Source organism: Stenotrophomonas sp. FR012 (genome assembly GCF_047520565.2).
Taxonomy (GTDB): domain Bacteria; phylum Pseudomonadota; class Gammaproteobacteria; order Xanthomonadales; family Xanthomonadaceae; genus Stenotrophomonas; species Stenotrophomonas sepilia.
Genome location: NZ_JAXBQL020000007.1, coordinates 74,598 through 92,012, shown reverse-complemented (window position 1 = coordinate 92,012; position 17,415 = coordinate 74,598). Strand labels below are relative to the sequence as shown.

Genomic DNA, 17,415 nt, shown 5'->3' with positions numbered 1-17,415 from the left:
CCGCAGCTTACTGCCGCGGACCCGGCACGGCCACCTTGCGCAGTGCTTCCAGCAGCGCCTGTGGCCGATCGAGACTGAGCAGCAGGGTGCTGCCATCGCGGACCGGCAGGGCGAGGACGCTCGCGCGGTTGGTGACCAGCGCGAAACCCTTGCCACCGCCCTGCAGGCGAAAGTGACCGGAATAGAAGCCCGGCATCGCGTAGCCGTTGGTCTTGAAGCGGATGCCATAGCGGGGGGCACGCTGCAGGTCGACCACCTCGGCCTGGTCCAGCCGCAACTGCGCCACCGGAACGCGGCGGCGGTACATCGTCGAACGCACGTCCAGCATGCCATCGGCCAGTTCCACCCGGCGGCGGAAGAATGCTGCGCCCAGCCCGATGCCGAGCGCTGCAATGACCAGCAGGCTCCAGGCGGCGCTGCCGCCCATCCGGAACCAGGGTGGCGACAGCGTTACTTCGATCCAGGGCGCCGTCGCCGGCGCCTTGTACAACTGCGCATACAAGCAGGCCACGAAGGCGGCGAGCAGGGGCAGCACGATCCACAGCACGCGCAACGGCGAGCTCTCGGCCACCTCGTACTGTTTCGGATCGCTGGCGCCCATGGCTCAGGCCTCCTTCTTGAACACCAGCATCGCCGGGCGCATCGGTGCGGGGATGATGATGTTGACCAGTTCCCAGCCGAGTTGGCCCTGGCGGCTCAGCTCGCTCTGGATGTCCTCGGCCTTGAGCAGGCCCATCATGGACGTCTTGACCTCGATCGTCTGGTAGCTCCAACGCTTGCTCATTCCTTGTCCTCCGAAGATGGCGTGGGTTTCGGCAGGCGTCCTGCCTTGCGCAGGGCGTCGCGCAGCACGTATTCGATCTGTGCGTTGAGGCTGCGCAGCTCGTCGTCAGCCCAGCGTTGCGCCGCGGCCAGGACCTCGGCGTTGATGCGCAGCGGATAGGCTTTCTTCTCACTCATGAAGACTCCCGGCGGGGCGGTGGGGCACCCCGTTGCGAGGGTGGTTCAGTACAGCGAACCGGCGTTGACGATCGGCTGGGTGCCGCGGTCCGAGCACAGCACGGTCAGCAGGTTGCTGACCATGTGCGCCTTGCGTTCCTCATCCAGCTGCACCACGCCGTTCTTCTGCAGCTCGGCCAGGGCCATTTCAACCATGCCGACCGCACCGGCCACGATGCGCGTGCGTGCAGCGATCACTGCGTTGGCCTGCTGCCGCTGCAGCATCGCCTGGGCAATCTCGGCGGCGTAGGCGAGGTGGCTGATGCGTGCGTCGATCACCTGCACGCCAGCATCGGCAAGGCGTTCGGCCAGCTCGTTCTTCAGGTGCTGGGAGATCTCGCTGGCATGGCTGCGCAGCGCCAGCTGGCCCTCCTCGTGCTGGTCGTAGGGATAGCTGGTGGCCATCGCGCGCAACGCCGATTCCGACTGGATGTGCACGAAGCTCTCGTAGTCGTCCACGTTGTAGACGGCCTCGGAGGCATCGACCACCTGCCAGACGATGACCGCAGCAATCTCGATCGGGCTGCCGTCCAGCTCGTTGACCTTCAGCTTGCCGCTCTCGAAGTTGCGTACGCGCTGGCTGACCCGGCGCTTGGCATAGAAGGGGTTGTTCCAGCGCAGGCCGTTGTCCTTGACGGTGCCGATGTACTTGCCGAACAGGCTCAGCACCGCCGCCTGGTTGGGCTGGATGGTGTACAGGCCGGCCAGGATGAAGACCGCAGCGAAGATCACCAGCATGCCGGCCAGCATCAGCAGCAGGTTCGGTGAGCCGGAACCGGTCCTGGTCGTCGCCCCGAGTACGAACAGTGCGGTACCCGCCAGCGCGACCAGCAGGGATCCGGCCAGGGTGCCCAGGCCGTTGAGGGAGGCAAGCGACTTCTCTTTCATGGCGGTACGTCCTTGAGGGTTCGAATTGAAGATATCAAAGTGATATCACTTTTAGACTACCGTTCGTCGGATGCCATGACCCGGGTGCGCGGCCAGCTAGAATGCCCACCCGCCTTCACGTCGCTGCTGGAACCGCCATGGCCAAGCTTGGAACTCCGTTGTCTCCCTCCGCCACCCGCGTGCTGCTGCTGGGCTCGGGCGAACTCGGCAAGGAGGTGGCCATCGAGCTGCAGCGGCTGGGCGTGGAAGTGATCGCCGCTGACCGCTACGCCGATGCCCCGGCCATGCAGGTCGCCCACCGCTCGCACGTGATCGACATGCTCGATGCGATGGCGCTGCGCGCCCTGATCGCCCAGGAGCAGCCACATCTGGTGGTGCCGGAGATCGAGGCCATCCATACCGAGACCCTGGTCCAGCTGGAGCAGGAGCAAGGCCTGCGGGTGATCCCGACCGCACGCGCCGCGCGCCTGACCATGGACCGCGAGGGCATCCGCCGCCTCGCCGCCGAAACCCTGGGCCTGCCGACCTCGCCCTACCGCTTCGTCGATACCGAGGCCGAATACCGCGCTGCCGTGGCTGCCATCGGTCTGCCGTGCGTGGTCAAGCCGGTGATGTCGTCCTCGGGCAAGGGCCAGAGCACCCTGCGCAGCGAAGCGGACATCGCTCCGGCCTGGGAGTACGCACAGACCGGTGGCCGTGCCGGTGCCGGCCGCTGCATCGTCGAAGGCTTCATCGATTTCGACTACGAGATCACCCTGTTGACCGTGCGCCATGCCGGCGGCACCTCATTCTGTGCGCCGATCGGCCACCTGCAGAAGGATGGCGACTACCGCGAAAGCTGGCAGCCGCAGCCGATGTCGAGCGCGGCACTGGCGCGTGCCGAAGAGATTTCGCGTGCGATCACCGACGACCTTGGCGGCTGGGGCCTGTTCGGCGTCGAGCTGTTCGTGAAGGGCGACGAGGTGTGGTTCAGCGAAGTGTCGCCGCGCCCGCACGATACCGGCCTGGTGACCCTGGTTTCGCAGGAACTGAGCGAGTTCGCGCTGCACGCGCGCGCGATCCTCGGCCTGCCGGTTCCGGTGATCCGCCAGAGTGGCCCGTCGGCGTCGTGCGCGCTGTTGGCACACGGCGAGGGTGTGCCGTACTTCAACAATGTCGCCGCCGCGCTGCAGGTGCCGGATACCGCCGTGCGCCTGTTCGGCAAGCCGAGCGTGCATGGCCACCGCCGCGTCGGTGTGACCCTGGCGCGCGCGGAAACCATCGACGAAGCACGCGCCATCGCGCGTGATGCCGCCGACGCCATCGGCGTCGAGCTGCGCCCGTAAAAAAGGAGCGACGATCAACGGTCGTCGCCTACCGAAACCCGGTGGGTACCGACCGTTGGTCGGTACAAAAAAAGGGGACGGACGGTTACGGCTTCACATCCACCCACACCAGGTGGTGGTCGCTGCCGTCGGCGATCTTCGCTTCCGGGCTTTCATTGGCCGGCCAGAAGATGCCGCTGCCCACGTACTCGAAACCGGTCGAGGGAAGCACGTAGTCCAGGCGCATGGTGCCGGACTTCGGGCCGAAATCGCCGGTGGCGTGGAACGGTGCGCCCTTGCGTTCGATGCCCTTGGCCGCATAGGCCAGGCTGGTCTGCTCGCCGCCGACGCTGCGCGGGGTGGGGTAGCGCAGCACGCGCGCGTTCTCGATCAGCTCGACGATCGCCTCGTGGCGGCCATCGCCATCGACCGGGTCGTTGTTCAGATCGCCGAGGATCACGAAGCGCGCGTCCTCCGCCAAGCCGCCGCACTGGCCCTTGTCGTCGCACAGCCAGGGCTTCTCACCCTTGGACAGGTATTCCTGCCACAGGCGCAGTTCGTCGTGGTTGCGTGCCGCGTTGCGCTTTTCCGGGCCGTCGAACACCGGCGGCGTCGGATGCGAGACCAGCGCGTGGACCACGCCGCCCGGGGTCTTCACCGGCACGTCCCAATGCGACTTCGAGGACAGGCGCAGCTGCGACCACACGTGGTCGTTGTAGAAGCTCTGGCCGGTACGCGGATCGACCGGGCGGATCGCGCCGGGCATCGCGCTCCACTTCAACAGCTGGAAGCTGCGCACCTTGGTTTCATCGATCGGGTAGCGCGACAGCACCAGCATGCCGTACTGGCCCGGGTGCAGGCCGTAGCCCCACGCGTCATTGCCACGGCTGCGGCCTTCGCCGCCGACCACGCCGTTGTTGTCCAGATCCAGGCCGCTGGGCACACCAGTGTTGACCGGCGCCAGGTAGCGGTAGGCAAAGTGCAGCGGCTTGCCGCCGCCGGGCTGGGCGACTTCCAGGTAGCGCTTCTGGAACAGGTCGGCGGCGCGATGGGCATCGTCGAAATCGAATTCGTTCAGCAGTACCAGGTCCGGGCGCACCTGCTGCAGCACGGCGGCGATCTTGCGTGCGTGCTCGCTGTCGCCCTCCAGTTCCTTGATCAGGCCACCGGCATCATCGGAGTACAGCGAAGTGTTGTAGGTGGCCAGGCGCAGCGCAGTGGACGGCTTCTCAGTCATCGCGGGGGACGTGGCAAAGGCGGGGGCGGTGGCGCCGCAGAGCAGGGCCAGGGCGAGGATCAGGGGTTTGGCGTTCATCCCCCTATTCTGCACCCGGCCCGGTGTCAGCGGTTTGTCAGCGCCCGTCCAGTTCGTTGTCGAAATCGTGCCAGCGGCGACCGTCGTAGGCCTCAAGGGGATGGAAGCGGCGCTTGTAGTCCATCTTCTGGTGCCCGCGGATCCAGTAGCCCAGGTACACGTGCGGCAGCCCCTCGCGGCGCGCCCACTCGATCTGTTGGAGGATCGCGAAGGTCCCCAGCCCGCGCGCGGCGTGGTCCGGGTCGAAGAAGGTGTAGACCGCCGAGAGGCCATGCTCGGTGACGTCGGTCACCGCCACCCCCAGCAACTGGCTGGGCTGGCCGTCGTGGCCGGGCAGGCGCATCTCCATGAAGCGGGTGTGCGACCAGCTGCCGATCAGGAACTGCTCGAACTCGTGCGGGCCATGGTCGTCCATGCCGCCATTGGCGTGGCGGTGGGTGAGGTAGCGGTGATACAGCGCGAACAGGTCGTCACGGGCGGTGGCGGCGGTGATCCGCACCTCCAGGTCGTCATTGCGGGCGGCACAGCGGCGCTGGCTGCGGTCCGGGGCGAAGCGGGCCACCGGGATGCGCACCGCCACGCAGGCCTGGCAGTGCGCGCAGTGCGGCCGGTAGACCAGATCACCGCTGCGGCGGAAGCCCCAGCTCAGTGCCAGCGGGTACAGGCCACCCAGCCGGCGATCGTGCGGGTCCAGCACCAGGTCGCGCGCCACCCGGTCGGACCAGTACCCGCAGGGGTGCTCGCCGGTCTGGAAAAGCCGCAGTTCGTCGTCTCTATCGCCGTGTAGTGCCATGGGCACAGCATAGCCCCAGCCCGTCGCAGTGGCGGCGACTGTCCGCCGGATGAATGGAACCGGCCACGGCGTCAACCGATGTCGCGCCCGGGCGTTGTTGTCACTCGAGGGTGAAGTGATCACCCCGACGCAATTCCCATTCCCAGGAGTGACCCCATGATCCGTACCCCCCTGCTGCTGGCCCTGCTGCTCGGCACTTCCGCCTCCGGCATCGCGCTGGCGGCCGACACCCCGGCCACGTCGGCGCAGCGCCCGGCCAAGCTGGACACCAATGGCGACGGCGTGATCGACCGCAGCGAGGCGGCTGCCAACCCGCGCCTGGCCGCGAAGTTCGACGAGCTGGACAGGAACAAGGACGGCAAGCTCTCGCGCGATGAGATGCCGCGCTGGCAGCATGGCCGTCGTGGCCACGGCGGTGAGCGCTGGGCCAGGCTGGACGTCAACAAGGACGGCCGCATCAGCCGCGACGAGGCCAAGGCCGACCCGCGCCTGGCCGCGCGCTTCGACCAGCTCGACCTCAACAAGGACGGTTACCTGGACAAGGCTGACCGCGAGCTGCGCATGAAGCAGCATCGTGATGCCTGGTTTGCTGCCGCCGACACCAACAAGGATGGCCAGCTGAGCAAGGCCGAGTTCGACGCGGCCAAGGGCCCGATGCACGGTGGCCCGCGCCAAGGCGGTCCGCGCGACGGCGGTGCACCGAAGTCGCAGCGCTGATTCATCGCACGCTGACCGACCACGACGCCGGCGTACTGCCGGCGTCGTGCGTTGAGGCCCTAGCGGCCGCTGGAATGGGCCACGGCATACAGCACGACGCCCAGCACCACGATGTTCATGGCGATGATCCCGGTACGCCCATACAGCGATTCATACACCCAGTTGGTGCCGGTGCGCCCACGCCGCGACGAATCGCGCGCGATCAGCGGCGCCATGATCTGCTGCAGCGGTCCCAGGCACTGGTAGTTCACCAGACCCATGCCGAGCACCAGCACCAGCAGATGCACCCACGTCGGGGTCTGCAGCAGTACCACCGCCAGCACTGCCAGGCAGCAGGCCATGGCTGTCCAGGTGTTCATGCGCACAAAGCGCCAGACCCGCGCGCGTTCGGCATCGGTCTTGGCATAGGACAGCAGGAATCGACCGCCCAGGTAGCTGCCGATCACGCCGCCGGCAACGCCACCAGCGAACGCGCCCCAAGTGCTGGCCGGAATCATGTGCAGGTAGCCCAGGGTGGCGGTGACCGAGCCCATGGCTGTACCCCCGGCCACGCTGGCCCCGCCCAGGCCCAGCTTGCTGCTGCCCACGCCGACGCCGGCGCTCAGCAGGATCGCGGCACTGGCGGTGCCGGGTGCGGCCACCAGCACCATCGACACCACGGCGGTGGCGAAGGCGGCGCTCGGCGCGCTGCTGCGCGCGAACTCACCGAAGCGCTGCAGCAGGCCGTCGCGCACCAGCGCGCGGGCGCGCGACAGGCGCTTGCGCACGGCGGCGTCGCTGAGCCCGAGCAGGTCGGCCACCTGCTGCGAGCGCTGGCCTTCGCGGTAGTACAGCAACAGGACTTCGCGGCTGTCGGCGGGCAGGGTGGAGATGATGTCCTCGGCGGCGATTTCTTCCTCCACCCGTTGCAGGCGATCGGCTGCGCCCGGGGACGGATCGGCGGCCATCCCCATCGCCACCTCGGCCGCCTCGCCGGTCAGTGGACGGCCACGCTGGGCGCGCAGCCAGTCGCGGGCGAGGTTGCGGGTGATCTGCCGCAGCCACGGCAGGAAGCTGGTCGCGCTGCGCAGCTGGTGCAGCTGCTGCCAGCCCTTCACAAAGGCCTCCTGGGCGATGTCCTCGCTGGCCTGGCGGTCCCGGGTGATGGCCAGCGCGATGGCGGTGACCGTGTTCTGGCAGGCCAGCACGATGCGGCCGTAGGCGTGCTGGCAACCGCTGGCGGCGGCGGGCAGTTCGCGTTCCAGGGTCTGGTCGATCGATGCGGTGAACGTCGTCATGGCGGCGGCTCTCCTGCGGGGATTGTGTCCCATGACGGAGCCGCGCGCGAAGTGTGACCAGCATTCTGTGCGGTAGTGCCGGCCGCTGGCCGGCATCCTCATGACAAAAAGGGGACGGAGGGGATTAAGTCGTTTGTGCCACAAACGACTTAATCCCCTCCGTCCCCTTTTTCACCCGCGAATCATTTCGAGGGCTGGATGCGGACCCGGACTTCTTCCTCTTCCGGCGCGGCCTGCGGGGCCGGTTGCGCCTGCTGCGGCTGGGCCTGCGGGGCGGGCACCGGGGCGCCGCCCCGCAGGCCGATCACCAGCGCCACGCCAGCGATCACCACCAGCAGCGCGATGCGGATGCGCCAGGCCCAGCTGCGGCCGCCGCTGCCCGGTTCCGGCGCGTCGCGGAAGGCGAATTCGGCGGTGGGGTGGTCACGGCGGGTAGTGTCGAGCAGGCGCGCTTCGCGCAGGATTTCGCGCGCGCGCGGCTGGTCGTCGGCACGCACGATCCATACCGCCGGATAGGCGTTGGCGTTGCCCAGGTCGGTATAACTGAACTGGCCGCGGCGACGGGTCTTGTACGAGCGCCCGTTGGTCACCTTGACGTCGATCCCATGCCCGCGCAGGAGCTCGGCCACGCCTTCGACGGTTTCCACGCGCTGGCTGCTGAAGATCTGGCGCATGGGTTACTCCTTGGCCGGCACGGCGGCGGCCGCAGCCTGGTCGGGAACCACGCGGATCAGGCCTTCCTGCGCAGTGCTGGCCACCAGCACGCCGTTGCGGGTGAAGAACTGGCCGCGGGCCAGGCCGCGCGAATCCTGCGCGCTGGGGCTGTCCAGCGAGTACAGCAGCCAGTCGTCGGCGCGGAACGGGCGGTGGAACCAGATTGCGTGGTCGAGCGAGGCCATCTGCACGTGCGGGTGGTAGTAGCTGATGCCGTGCGGGAAGGTCGCCGTGCCCAGCAGGTGGAAGTCGGAGGCATAGGCCAGCAGCGCCTGGTGCAGCTCCGGGGCATCGCCGACCGGCTCGCTCAGGCGCAGCCACACCTGGTGGTAGGGCGGGCGCTTGGGCGGGTTCAACTCGTCGCGCGGGTAGACGTGGCGGAACTCGAACGGGCCGCCACGCGACAGCCAGCGCTGCACCTTGATCGGCAGCCGCTCCAGCACTTCGGCCGGCAGCGGCCGGTTCGGTTCGATGTCTTCCGGCTGCGGCACTTCAGGCATCTTGTGCTGGTGCTCGGCGCCGGTCTCGGCCTGCTGGAACGAGGCCGCGCAGAAGAAGATCACCTTGCCGTGCTGGATCGCGGTGACCCGTCGCACCGAGAAGCTGCCGCCGTCGCGGGTGCGGTCCACGTCGTAGACGATCGGGTGGTCGATGTTGCCGGCGCGCAGGAAGTAGGCGTGCAGCGAGTGCACGTGGCGGCCGTTGTCGACCGTGGCCTGCGCCGCAGCCAGGGCCTGGCCCAGCACCTGCCCACCGAACACGTACTTGGTGCCGATGTCGCGGCTCTGCCCGCGGAACAGGTTGTCCTCCAGCCGCTCCAGCGTGAGCAGGTCGATCAGCTCGGAGACGACGGGTTCGGGCGTGTCGTTCAAGGGGGCGGCCACAGCAATGAGAAGGCCCCGATTATACCGGTGCGGGCCAGCCCATCATCGGTAGTGCCGGCCGCTGGCCGGCAACCTCATGATCCTCTTGGGGCGCTTGCGGTTGCCGGCCAGCGGCCGGCACTACCGGCGTACGCGGGGTCGGATCCCTTTCCGCATGAAAGGGCTCTGACCCCGGCAACGGATGCAGACAGGACGGGCGCCTTCGGGCGCCCGTTCTGCGTTGCGGCACCCGGCAACTGATCCGCGCACCCTGTCACGGAGCACTAAGAAGCTGCTTGCTAGGCTTTACGCCCGCGTGGGCTGCCAACGGCAGGCCATGCGCCGGGACGCAGACACCAAAGGACAGGACATGCCGCGCAACCGTGAACGACTGAACCGGGCCATGAAGCCCCTGATGACCCTGTGCTGGGTGGCCCTGCTGGCCGCCTGCACCCCACCTGCCGGCGACGCCGGCGCTACGGCTCCGGCTGCGGCCAGCGGACAGGCCAGCCCCGCAGGCAAGGCCGCCGACGCGCCCGCCACGGTTGCCGACACGAGCGCTGGTTGCGCCGATGCAGCGTCGCCGGCACAGACCCTGGTCTGCAAGGACCCGACCCTGACCGGCCTGGATGCGGACATGGGCAAGGCGGTCACTGCCGCACAGGCCACGCTCGATGCAGCAGGGCAGAGCAAGCTGCACGCCGAACAGCAGCGCTGGCAGGAGCACACCCGCGACCTGTGCACCGATGCACAGTGCCTGCGTCAGGTGTACGCCGATCGCCTCAAGGTGCTGTCCGCTACGCGTGACGGCCTGGTCGATCAGGATGCATGCGAAGCCCCTGACGGCCAGCAGCAGTGCGTGGACCTGCTGGTGCTGCGCGATCCCAACAGCCAGCTGGCTAACTTCAACACGCTGCTGGGTGAGAACGGCCAGGAAGGCCGCCTGCTGGGCTGCACGGCCGCCACGAACATGGGCGGCGGCGCCAACGCCCTGCTCGCAGCCAACTGCACCCAGGAAACCTCCGCCGGCAGGCGCACCGTACAGCTGTGCAGCAACCAGATGGTTGGCCAGTTCGCCCTCGAACCGGCGCCGGCTGCTTACGGCACCCAGGCTATCCGCCAGCTGCTCGGCTTCACCCAGCAGCACTGCGCCGGCTGACAATCGCCGGGCACGCCCGGCGCTTTTCTCTCATTGAAGGACGATGACCATGGCAACGGATTCCACCCTTACGCGCGAACAGCTGTCCACGCTGTTCCTCAACACCGAGCTGGGCGGCGACACCCGCCACCTGGACCACTTCTCATACGCACAGAAGGGCGCAAGCACCTATTCGTTCGGGCTGGTGCAGTTCGATGTCGGCGGCAATCCGCAGGCCAGGCGCTTCCTGCGCGACAACGGCTTCACCGATGGTGACATCGCACTGTTGTCCCAGCAGGGCGGATTGAGCACCCAGCAGCTGGCGGCGCTCGACGCCAAGTTGCAGGCCATTCCGCAGGCCAGGATGGACGAGCTCACCAACGCCAAGCTGGACAGCGCCATCGAGCGTGTCGATCAGGCCATCGCCAAGGTGCGTGCAACCAATCCGGCCGCGGCCGATGCCATCGCCGCCAACCCGGAGTTGCAGTTGGCCATGGCGGACTATGACAACCAGTTCGGCAGCATGGGCCCGCAGTTCATCAGCTATCTGGCCGGCAATGCGGAAAAGCTGCAGGGCGGCACGGTCCAGGCCGGCAATCCGCCGACGCGCGGCGACGTGCAGAACTTCGTCGATGCCACCAAATACGGCATCCAGTCGCAGGCCGCCGTAGCCAGCCGCGATGAGCGCTTCGACCGGGCCATGGTCCAGATCGGCATCACCCCAACCCATGCTCCCTCGCACGGGTCACCGGGCACGCCTGCGGGCAACGGCGTGCTGGTCAACGGCAGCAAGGGCGATGAGGTGCAGGCCATGCAGCAGAAGCTGTCCGACCTGGGCTATCTGGGCAAGGACGGCAAGCCGCTGGTGGCCGATGGCGATTTCGGCCCCGGCACCCTGGAAGCGGTCAAGCAGTTCCAGCGGGATCACCACCTCACCGTAGACGGCAAGGCTGGCGGCACTACCCTGGCCGCACTGGATGCGGCCACGCAGCAGCGCGCACCGGCTGCCGAACCGACCATGGCCACCCCGGGCCACGCCGACAACCCGCGTTACCAGCAGGTCGTGGAAAAGCTGGAAGCACTGGAAGAACAGCGGCGCCAGGGCGGCCTGTCGCCGCTGTTCAATGACCGCAGCCAGCTCGAGAACGCCGCAGGCCAGGTGGCTTACGAGTCAAAGTTGGCCGGCATGAGCCAGGTCGATACCGTGCTGGCGCGGCCGGACAACCAGGGCGTGTTCGCGGTGCAGGGCCAGCTCGGCGATCCCGCCATGCATCGCACCTACGTGGACCTGTCGCAGGCGGTGAACCACAATCTGCAGGACAGCACGCGGCAGAGCCAGGCCCTGGACAACGAACTGTCGCAGCGGCAGACCCAGGAACAGATGCAGACGCAGCAGTCGATGTCGCGCTGATGCTGGATGCAGCCGATCGCAGCCGGGACGGGCGCCTTCGGGCGCCCGTTCTGCGTTGACGCGCGAGTCTCGGTCAAGGCAACGCCCCAGCCCCGCGCTAGGATGCGTCCATGACCCCGGCCATCAACCTGCTCAAGCGCGAGAAGATCGCCCACACCGTGCGCAGCTATGTGCACGACGCCCACGCCGAATCGTATGGCGGCGAAGCCGTCGACAAGCTCGGCCTCGACCCGGCCCAGGTCTTCAAGACCCTGCTGGCCAGCACTGAAGCACATGAACTGCTGGTGGCGATCGTGCCGGTGGCCGGCCACCTGGACCTGAAGGCGCTGGCCGAAGCGGCCGGCTGCAAGAAGTGCGAGATGGCCGCCGCCGACGCCGCGCAGCGTGCGACCGGCTACCTGGTCGGCGGCATCAGCCCGCTGGGGCAGAAGAAGCGCCTGCGCACGTTCCTGGATGCCAGCGCGCAGGTGTTGCCCACGCTGCACGTCAGCGCCGGCCGCCGTGGCCTGGAAGTGGAACTGGCGCCGGCCGACCTGCTGCGCCTGACCGCCGGCCACTACGCTGCCGTCGGCAAGGCACGCTGATGCGCTGGCCGTGGTCTGCAGCACCGCCGCCCAGGCTGGAAGACGCGCAGGCCGATGTGCTGCTGCAGGACCTGCTGTCGCGCGACGCGACGCGCATCACCGACGCCGCCCGCATCGTCGCACGACTGTTCAGTGCACCGTCGCTGGACGCATTGGCCGCGCATGTGGACCTGATTGAACGCAGCTGCCACGGCATCACCCTCGGCGGCATGCTGATCAGCAACCAGGCGCATCTGGAGGCGGCCCTGAAACGGCTGCGTCACTGGCAGGCGCACGCAGGCTGCCTGTGCGCGCTCAATCCCGGCTACCCGTTCTTCGATCCGCGCCGCCTGATTGAACAAGGGCAGATGCAGCTGCTCGCGTTGCAGGAGGCCGAGGATGGTTGGGGCGATTGCCACAACGTTGCCTGCATGCACTGCGGCCAGCATTGGCAGGCCATCGACCGCGAGTACCACTACCCGTGGTGGGAATGGAAAACTGCCTGAAGGCCAGGCAGCCAAGCATGGCGTGGCTCTACTGCGGTCCGTACACTCACGCGATGCGTGGACGACCAATATCGCTCACGGCCGCCAGTTCGCGTTGCTCTCCCAGAACTCGACAGAACGCCGGTAGGCCTCGCGGTCCAACGGCACGCCGGAACCGCCCTCTTCCACGCCCAGCGCATTGCGCATCATCGTGATCGGCGCCATCGGCACCTCTTCCGGCTCGGCGGTATAGATACAGCCGACGATGCCCCAGTCGGCCTCGATCGGCGAGCCTTCCTTCGCCAGCTGCTCGGCGCTGTACAGGATCACCACCAGATAGTTCGCACGCGGCGACTCCACGCCCTCGAACCAGCGCACCAGCACCGGCAGTTCGTCGCGATTGCGTGCCTCGTAACCACTGCGCAGCAGATGGCGGTTGGCCTCGGTGATCGGCACGGTCAGGCAGCGCGTGCTGGTCCAGTTCTCGTAGACGAACAGTTTGCAGAACGGCGCATAGCCGTCCAGTACCTTCATCGGCGCGTGCGCGTTGAGGTGCGCTTCGAACTGTTCGGCAGTGCAGTCCTGGATCGTGTTGCCACGCGGTACGCGCGGGAACAGGCGGGGACGGGCGAAATCGGTGAGAACGATGGACATGGCGCGGCGTGATCAGGGAATCTGCTGCACAGGGTACCTGCCCACGCGGCATGGAGGGCGGGATGCCGATGGTCACTGGCATCGGCACCCGTGTTGGCGCACCCTGCAGGCGACCCCATGCAAGGATTGCCGGTTCATGGATGCACTACCCCGCTCCGCCCGTCGTCGCCGCTGGCCGCGCGTGCTGGCCGTGCTCCTGCTGGTCCCACCCCTGTTGTTCACCGCCGCCCTGCTCTGGCCGCTGTCTGCACCACCGCTGCCCCACCCCGGCAACAGTCACGTGATCGTCAACGCACGCGTGGTGGACATCGCCCGCGGCCAGGCCAGCGAACCCACCACGGTGACCGTGCGCAACGGCACCATCACCGCCATCGGTGAAGACCCGCCGGAGACCACGTTGCCGGTTCTCGATGCGGGCGGACGCTGGCTGCTGCCCGGTTTCTGGGACATGCACACCCATGCACTGCAGCTGTCACCGCAACTGCAGTTTCCGTTGATGCTGGCCAACGGCATCACCGGTACCCGCGACATGATGGACTGCCCACAGGCCACCGATCCGCTGATCGCCTGCGTGGCCGACAAGCGCCGCTGGACCGCACAGGCCATTGCCGGGCAGCAGGTTGCACCGCGCTTCGTACAGATCGCCAGCTTCTATTTTGAAGACCCGGCGCTGACGCCGGATGCAGCGGGCGAACGTGCACACGCGTACCGCGCACGCGGCGTCGATGCGTTCAAGGTCTACAACCGCCTTCGCGCCGAGACCTACCAGCGGCTGGCCAGCGAAGCGCGGCAGCTGCATCTGCCCCTGGTCGGACACCTGCCCAGGGCGGTCCCGCTGGAAGCCGCATTGCACGCGGGCCAGCGCAGCTTCGAGCACGGCCATCTGTTCGTGCGCCATTGCGTGGACAGTGCCGCCGCCTGGCGCGAAGGCTCGCTCGATGACGGGAACCCGACCGCGCTCGCCGAAGCCATGGTGGGTGACTACCAGCCCGCCCTCTGCGCCCAGGCGTTCGACCTGATGCAGGCCAGCGGTGCGGCGTTCGTACCGACCCATGTCACCCGCGAAGAGGATGCACGCGCGCGCGATCCGGCGTTCGTCGACGACCCGCGCCTGGCCTACCTGGATCCGCTCTCGCGCTGGGCATGGCGCGACGATCTGAAGGCCACCGTGGCGCGCTATCCCGGCGCGCGCGGCGAACAGGCGCTGAAGGCCTACTTCACCCATGGCCTGGCGCTCACCGGCGCCGCCCATCGGGCTGGCGTGACCGTACTGGTCGGCACCGATACCGGACTGGGTGGACTGCGTTACCACGACGAACTGCAGTGGCTGCGGCAGGCGGGGCTGAGCCAGGCCGACGTGCTGCGTGCGGCCACGCTGCAGGCCGCGCGTCATCTGCAGCTGCAGGCATCGCATGGCAGCGTCGAGGTCGGCCGGGCCGCCGACCTGGTGTTGCTCGATGGCGATCCGCTGCTGGACACCGGCAACACGCGCCGCATCCACGCCGTGCTGCTGGCCGGGCACTTGTACGACCGCCCGCGCCTGGACGCACTGTGGGCGTACGCCCGTGCACAGGCACGCTCGCCGGCGGTGATGGCGCGCCTGCTGTGGGGCTTCATCACCAGCCCGGTCAGCGCTGAGCTGTAGCAGCCTGTCCCGCGCGAGCGCCCGGCAGCGGCCACGCTTCCACATATTCGCGCACATCCATCTTGATGAAGCGATATACTGATCCGCACCCGCCGCCGCCGCCCGTGCCATGACTGCCATCAGCTTCGAGTTCTATCCGCCCAAGACCGACGAACAGCGCAGCCAGCTGGATCGCGCCGCAGCCAAGCTGAAGGACTACGGCCCCGAGTACGTGTCCTGTACCTTCGGCGCTGGTGGCTCGACGCTGAGCTATACCTCCGAGACCGTGCGCCATCTCAACCAGCACCATGGCTTCGAGGCCGCACCGCATCTGTCGTGTGTCGGCGGCACCCGCCAGGAAATCCGCGAACTGCTCAAGCTGTACCGCGCCATCGGCTGCCATCGCCTGGTCGCGCTGCGCGGCGACCTGCCCTCCGGCATGGGCTTCCCCGGCGACATGCGCTATGCCGCCGAGCTGATCGAGTTCATCCGCGCCGAACACGGCGATGCGTTCCGCATCGAGGTAGGTGCCTACCCGGAGACCCACCCACAGGCCTCCGATGCATTGGCCGACCTGAAGCACTTCAAGGCCAAGATCGATGCCGGCGCCGACGCGGCGATCACCCAGTATTTCTACAACCCGGATGCGTACTTCCACTTCGTCGATGCCGTGCGCCGGCTCGGCGTACAGGTACCGATCACGCCCGGCATCATGCCGATCGCCAACTTCAGCCAGCTGCGCCGTTTCTCCGAGCAGTGCGGTGCGGAGATCCCGCGCTGGATCAGCCGCAAGATGCAGGCCTATGGCGATGACGCCGAATCGGTGCGGGCGTTCGGTACCGAAGTGGTCGCCAGGCTGTGCCAGCGCCTGGTCGAGGGCGGCGCGCCGGGCCTGCACTTCTACACCCTGAACCTGGCCAAGCCGACCACGTCGGTGCTGAAGCTGCTGCACGGCTGAAAGCACGCCATGCCACCGCGATCGGCGCTACCCTGCGTCGATGAACCGGCTTTCCTTCCTGCTGTTGCTGCTGTCATTGTGCTCGGCATCGAGCGTTGTCCATGCGCAGTCCACGCGCTTGAACCGCTGCACCGATGCGCAGGGCCAGAGCGTGTATACCGACCGGCCCTGCGACAGCGTCGGCGCCCGATCACGATTGCCACCGCCCGCGCCCACCGGCAGCAGCCTGCGGCGAGACACCCTGGGGGCGCGCTGCCCACGGCGCCTTAGCGAGCTGGTGGACGCGCTGCGCATCGGCATCCTCAGCAACGATGTGAACCGGTTGTCGTCGCTGTACCTGTGGGGCGCGGTCTCCGATGCCGGTGCGCAGCGCATCCTCGGTCAACTGGAATCGCTGGCGCGGCGGCCGCTGGTAGACGTGGTACCGGTGTATCCAGGACAGGGCCAGGACGCAGTGACTGACGAGGGTCAGGGCCCTGCTGCGCAGGGATCCGCCCCTGAGCCGACGGATGTTCGCCATCCGGTCGGACTGCGTCTGGAGCAGACCCTGCCAGGCAGCGTGGCGCGTGCCTCGACGGTGGTGGGATTACGGCGGCAGTACGGGTGTTTCTGGATCACGTTGTGATCGCAGGCATCCATCCACGCATGGCGTGGATCTACTGCCTCCCTTCCACGCCAGCACCGGGCGATGCCCGGCGACCGACGCGGCTTTACGCCGGCCACAACCCGCCAATCGCAGCGATACCCTGCCCACCGTGGCGACGGGCTTCGGCGATATGGCCGGCAACCATCCCACCCAACGCGTAGATCGGCAGCGACACCTGCGCGCGCAGCGCGGCGAAGGCCTCCCAGCCCAGCGGCACTGCCCCGGGGTGGCTGGCCGTGGCCTGCACCGGGCCGAGCACCACGAAGTCGCAGCCCAGCCGCTGCGCCGCCTGCAGCTGCTCCAGGTCGTGGCAGGACGCGGCGACAAGCTGCCCTTCCGGCAAGGGCCGTTCCTGCAGGTCCTGCAGCTGCTCGCTGCCCAGGTGCACACCCACGCCCAGTGCGCGTGCCAGCGCGACATCGCGGTTGACCAGCCATTGCACGCCGCGACGATGCGCGCGCACGGCCTGTTCGATCATTGCCTGCCGTTGCGGGTGTTCCGGTGGCAGGCGCAGCTGGATGCGCTGCTGGCCCGCCGCGACCGCGCGCTGCAGGCAGTCATGCCAGTGCTGCACGCCGCTGGCATCGTCAGCCGGCGCCGGCGTGATCAGGTAGCGGTCCGGTTGGCGCAGTGCGGCCACCACCGGCAGGTCGGCCGGCGGCATCGAATAGCGGCCCAGCTTGTCCTGCGCCACCCAGGTGATCGCCTGGCCTTCGCGGCCGCGCGGGGTGCCCTTCCAGCTGCGCACATGGCGCACTTCCAGGGTCAGGTGCTTGTCCGGATAGCGCTGCGGCACGTCCATCAGCCAGGGCCCGACATCGGCCTCGATGCCCAGCTCTTCGCGCAGTTCACGCGCCAGCGCCTGTTCGGAGGTCTCGCCGGATTCGCGCTTGCCGCCGGGGAACTCCCACAGGCCGGCCATGTCGCGGTTCTCGGTACGGCGGTTGAGCAGCACGCGGCCACGGGCGTCGGTGATGACGGCGGCCACGACGTGGATCGATCGGGTGGGGGAAGGCATGGGGGAAGCATGCCCAGAACAGTGCGGCCGGCGCAATCACGGATCCGG

Annotated in this window: 20 protein-coding genes; 9 read left to right on the top strand and 11 right to left on the bottom strand. The window is 68.0% G+C overall.

Annotated elements, in window-relative coordinates:
* Positions 1–7: 7 nt before the first annotated feature.
* Genes ACM0O9_RS13270 through ACM0O9_RS13255 form a run of 4 tightly spaced genes read right to left on the bottom strand, consistent with a single transcriptional unit; the run spans position 8 to position 1,887 of the window.
* Positions 8–601: a PH domain-containing protein gene (locus ACM0O9_RS13270; protein WP_070489507.1), complete on the bottom strand. Its 594-nt coding sequence runs from the start codon at positions 599–601 to the stop codon at positions 8–10.
* Between the two features lie 3 nt (positions 602–604).
* A complete protein-coding gene (locus tag ACM0O9_RS13265; RefSeq protein WP_005415690.1) occupies positions 605–784 on the bottom strand; it encodes a DUF4177 domain-containing protein in 180 nt (59 codons plus the stop codon).
* Positions 781–960, bottom strand: coding sequence for a type II toxin-antitoxin system antitoxin (locus ACM0O9_RS13260; protein ID WP_065178114.1), 180 nt, complete (start codon positions 958–960; stop codon positions 781–783). The genes ACM0O9_RS13265 and ACM0O9_RS13260 overlap by 4 nt, the downstream gene beginning before the upstream one ends.
* A 45-nt stretch (positions 961–1,005) precedes the next feature.
* Complete coding sequence (locus ACM0O9_RS13255) at positions 1,006–1,887, bottom strand: SPFH domain-containing protein (protein ID WP_053500808.1); 882 nt, start codon at positions 1,885–1,887, stop codon at positions 1,006–1,008.
* Positions 1,888–2,024: 137 nt separating this feature from the next.
* Between ACM0O9_RS13255 and purT the strand changes: the two genes are divergently transcribed.
* On the top strand, positions 2,025–3,212 hold the full coding sequence (gene purT, locus ACM0O9_RS13250) for a formate-dependent phosphoribosylglycinamide formyltransferase (protein WP_139726818.1): 1,188 nt from the start codon (positions 2,025–2,027) through the stop codon (positions 3,210–3,212).
* 85 nt (positions 3,213–3,297) lie between these two features.
* On the opposite strand, the gene ACM0O9_RS13245 is transcribed toward purT, so the two are convergent.
* Both ACM0O9_RS13245 and ACM0O9_RS13240 read right to left on the bottom strand, forming a co-directional pair.
* Positions 3,298–4,506 carry an endonuclease/exonuclease/phosphatase family protein gene (locus ACM0O9_RS13245; protein WP_111127886.1) on the bottom strand — a complete coding sequence of 403 codons (1,209 nt, stop codon included), beginning with the start codon at positions 4,504–4,506 and terminating at the stop codon, positions 3,298–3,300.
* A 37-nt stretch (positions 4,507–4,543) separates the two neighbouring features.
* Positions 4,544–5,299: an arginyltransferase gene (locus tag ACM0O9_RS13240; protein ID WP_053500802.1), complete on the bottom strand. Its 756-nt coding sequence runs from the start codon at positions 5,297–5,299 to the stop codon at positions 4,544–4,546.
* A gap of 156 nt (positions 5,300–5,455) precedes the next feature.
* Here ACM0O9_RS13240 and ACM0O9_RS13235 point away from each other — a divergent pair, with 156 nt between their 5' ends.
* Positions 5,456–6,016, top strand: a complete 561-nt coding sequence (locus ACM0O9_RS13235; RefSeq protein ID WP_111127889.1) for an EF-hand domain-containing protein — start codon at positions 5,456–5,458, stop codon at positions 6,014–6,016.
* A gap of 59 nt (positions 6,017–6,075) precedes the next feature.
* Here ACM0O9_RS13235 and ACM0O9_RS13230 read toward each other — a convergent pair whose 3' ends face one another.
* The 3 genes from ACM0O9_RS13230 to tesB all read right to left on the bottom strand — a co-directional run bounded on the left by ACM0O9_RS13230 (position 6,076) and on the right by tesB (position 8,891).
* Positions 6,076–7,293 (bottom strand): RNA polymerase sigma factor, encoded by a 1,218-nt coding sequence (locus ACM0O9_RS13230; protein WP_069139079.1) that lies wholly within the window; start codon positions 7,291–7,293, stop codon positions 6,076–6,078.
* Positions 7,294–7,475: 182 nt separating this feature from the next.
* Complete coding sequence (locus ACM0O9_RS13225) at positions 7,476–7,967, bottom strand: pathogenicity-like protein (protein ID WP_414603922.1); 492 nt, start codon at positions 7,965–7,967, stop codon at positions 7,476–7,478.
* 3 nt (positions 7,968–7,970) lie between these two features.
* Positions 7,971–8,891 carry an acyl-CoA thioesterase II gene (gene tesB / locus ACM0O9_RS13220; RefSeq protein ID WP_005408551.1) on the bottom strand — a complete coding sequence of 307 codons (921 nt, stop codon included), beginning with the start codon at positions 8,889–8,891 and terminating at the stop codon, positions 7,971–7,973.
* 382 nt (positions 8,892–9,273) lie between these two features.
* Here tesB and ACM0O9_RS13215 point away from each other — a divergent pair, with 382 nt between their 5' ends.
* From ACM0O9_RS13215 to ACM0O9_RS13200, 4 genes are all read left to right on the top strand, one after another.
* Positions 9,274–10,029 (top strand): lysozyme inhibitor LprI family protein, encoded by a 756-nt coding sequence (locus tag ACM0O9_RS13215; protein ID WP_235646836.1) that lies wholly within the window; start codon positions 9,274–9,276, stop codon positions 10,027–10,029.
* A gap of 49 nt (positions 10,030–10,078) precedes the next feature.
* Positions 10,079–11,419: a peptidoglycan-binding domain-containing protein gene (locus tag ACM0O9_RS13210; RefSeq protein WP_235649826.1), complete on the top strand. Its 1,341-nt coding sequence runs from the start codon at positions 10,079–10,081 to the stop codon at positions 11,417–11,419.
* A gap of 110 nt (positions 11,420–11,529) precedes the next feature.
* On the top strand, positions 11,530–12,003 hold the full coding sequence (ybaK, locus tag ACM0O9_RS13205; protein WP_111128372.1) for a Cys-tRNA(Pro) deacylase: 474 nt from the start codon (positions 11,530–11,532) through the stop codon (positions 12,001–12,003).
* On the top strand, positions 12,003–12,488 hold the full coding sequence (locus ACM0O9_RS13200; RefSeq protein ID WP_065178753.1) for a hypothetical protein: 486 nt from the start codon (positions 12,003–12,005) through the stop codon (positions 12,486–12,488). Before ybaK ends, ACM0O9_RS13200 begins: the two co-directional genes overlap by 1 nt.
* Before the next feature lie 75 nt (positions 12,489–12,563).
* Here ACM0O9_RS13200 and ACM0O9_RS13195 read toward each other — a convergent pair whose 3' ends face one another.
* Positions 12,564–13,121, bottom strand: a complete 558-nt coding sequence (locus ACM0O9_RS13195; protein WP_053498826.1) for a DUF3228 family protein — start codon at positions 13,119–13,121, stop codon at positions 12,564–12,566.
* 136 nt (positions 13,122–13,257) lie between these two features.
* Here ACM0O9_RS13195 and ACM0O9_RS13190 point away from each other — a divergent pair, with 136 nt between their 5' ends.
* From ACM0O9_RS13190 to ACM0O9_RS13180, 3 genes are all read left to right on the top strand, one after another.
* Positions 13,258–14,766 carry an amidohydrolase family protein gene (locus ACM0O9_RS13190; protein WP_005415305.1) on the top strand — a complete coding sequence of 503 codons (1,509 nt, stop codon included), beginning with the start codon at positions 13,258–13,260 and terminating at the stop codon, positions 14,764–14,766.
* 109 nt (positions 14,767–14,875) lie between these two features.
* A complete protein-coding gene (metF, locus tag ACM0O9_RS13185) occupies positions 14,876–15,703 on the top strand; it encodes a methylenetetrahydrofolate reductase [NAD(P)H] (RefSeq protein ID WP_005415304.1) in 828 nt (275 codons plus the stop codon).
* 40 nt (positions 15,704–15,743) lie between these two features.
* Complete coding sequence (locus ACM0O9_RS13180; protein ID WP_235649828.1) at positions 15,744–16,328, top strand: DUF4124 domain-containing protein; 585 nt, start codon at positions 15,744–15,746, stop codon at positions 16,326–16,328.
* 85 nt (positions 16,329–16,413) lie between these two features.
* Here ACM0O9_RS13180 and ACM0O9_RS13175 read toward each other — a convergent pair whose 3' ends face one another.
* The gene (locus ACM0O9_RS13175) at positions 16,414–17,367 is read right to left on the bottom strand and encodes a Nudix family hydrolase (protein ID WP_065178756.1); all 954 of its coding nucleotides are present in this window, start codon (positions 17,365–17,367) and stop codon (positions 16,414–16,416) included.
* Positions 17,368–17,415 lie beyond the last annotated feature (48 nt).

Excerpts from the sequence above, each read along its gene's own strand:
- ACM0O9_RS13270 (WP_070489507.1), bottom strand. The coding sequence starts at position 601 with ATGGGCGCCAGCGATCCGAAACAGTACGAGGTGGCCGAGAGCTCGCCG.
- ACM0O9_RS13265 (WP_005415690.1), bottom strand. The coding sequence starts at position 784 with ATGAGCAAGCGTTGGAGCTACCAGACGATCGAGGTCAAGACGTCCATG.
- ACM0O9_RS13260 (WP_065178114.1), bottom strand. The coding sequence starts at position 960 with ATGAGTGAGAAGAAAGCCTATCCGCTGCGCATCAACGCCGAGGTCCTG.
- ACM0O9_RS13255 (WP_053500808.1), bottom strand. The coding sequence starts at position 1,887 with ATGAAAGAGAAGTCGCTTGCCTCCCTCAACGGCCTGGGCACCCTGGCC.
- purT (WP_139726818.1), top strand. The coding sequence starts at position 2,025 with ATGGCCAAGCTTGGAACTCCGTTGTCTCCCTCCGCCACCCGCGTGCTG.
- ACM0O9_RS13245 (WP_111127886.1), bottom strand. The coding sequence starts at position 4,506 with ATGAACGCCAAACCCCTGATCCTCGCCCTGGCCCTGCTCTGCGGCGCC.
- ACM0O9_RS13240 (WP_053500802.1), bottom strand. The coding sequence starts at position 5,299 with ATGGCACTACACGGCGATAGAGACGACGAACTGCGGCTTTTCCAGACC.
- ACM0O9_RS13235 (WP_111127889.1), top strand. The coding sequence starts at position 5,456 with ATGATCCGTACCCCCCTGCTGCTGGCCCTGCTGCTCGGCACTTCCGCC.
- ACM0O9_RS13230 (WP_069139079.1), bottom strand. The coding sequence starts at position 7,293 with ATGACGACGTTCACCGCATCGATCGACCAGACCCTGGAACGCGAACTG.
- ACM0O9_RS13225 (WP_414603922.1), bottom strand. The coding sequence starts at position 7,967 with ATGCGCCAGATCTTCAGCAGCCAGCGCGTGGAAACCGTCGAAGGCGTG.
- ACM0O9_RS13215 (WP_235646836.1), top strand. The coding sequence starts at position 9,274 with ATGAAGCCCCTGATGACCCTGTGCTGGGTGGCCCTGCTGGCCGCCTGC.
- ACM0O9_RS13210 (WP_235649826.1), top strand. The coding sequence starts at position 10,079 with ATGGCAACGGATTCCACCCTTACGCGCGAACAGCTGTCCACGCTGTTC.
- ybaK (WP_111128372.1), top strand. The coding sequence starts at position 11,530 with ATGACCCCGGCCATCAACCTGCTCAAGCGCGAGAAGATCGCCCACACC.
- ACM0O9_RS13200 (WP_065178753.1), top strand. The coding sequence starts at position 12,003 with ATGCGCTGGCCGTGGTCTGCAGCACCGCCGCCCAGGCTGGAAGACGCG.
- ACM0O9_RS13195 (WP_053498826.1), bottom strand. The coding sequence starts at position 13,121 with ATGTCCATCGTTCTCACCGATTTCGCCCGTCCCCGCCTGTTCCCGCGC.
- ACM0O9_RS13190 (WP_005415305.1), top strand. The coding sequence starts at position 13,258 with ATGGATGCACTACCCCGCTCCGCCCGTCGTCGCCGCTGGCCGCGCGTG.
- metF (WP_005415304.1), top strand. The coding sequence starts at position 14,876 with ATGACTGCCATCAGCTTCGAGTTCTATCCGCCCAAGACCGACGAACAG.
- ACM0O9_RS13180 (WP_235649828.1), top strand. The coding sequence starts at position 15,744 with ATGAACCGGCTTTCCTTCCTGCTGTTGCTGCTGTCATTGTGCTCGGCA.
- ACM0O9_RS13175 (WP_065178756.1), bottom strand. The coding sequence starts at position 17,367 with ATGCCTTCCCCCACCCGATCGATCCACGTCGTGGCCGCCGTCATCACC.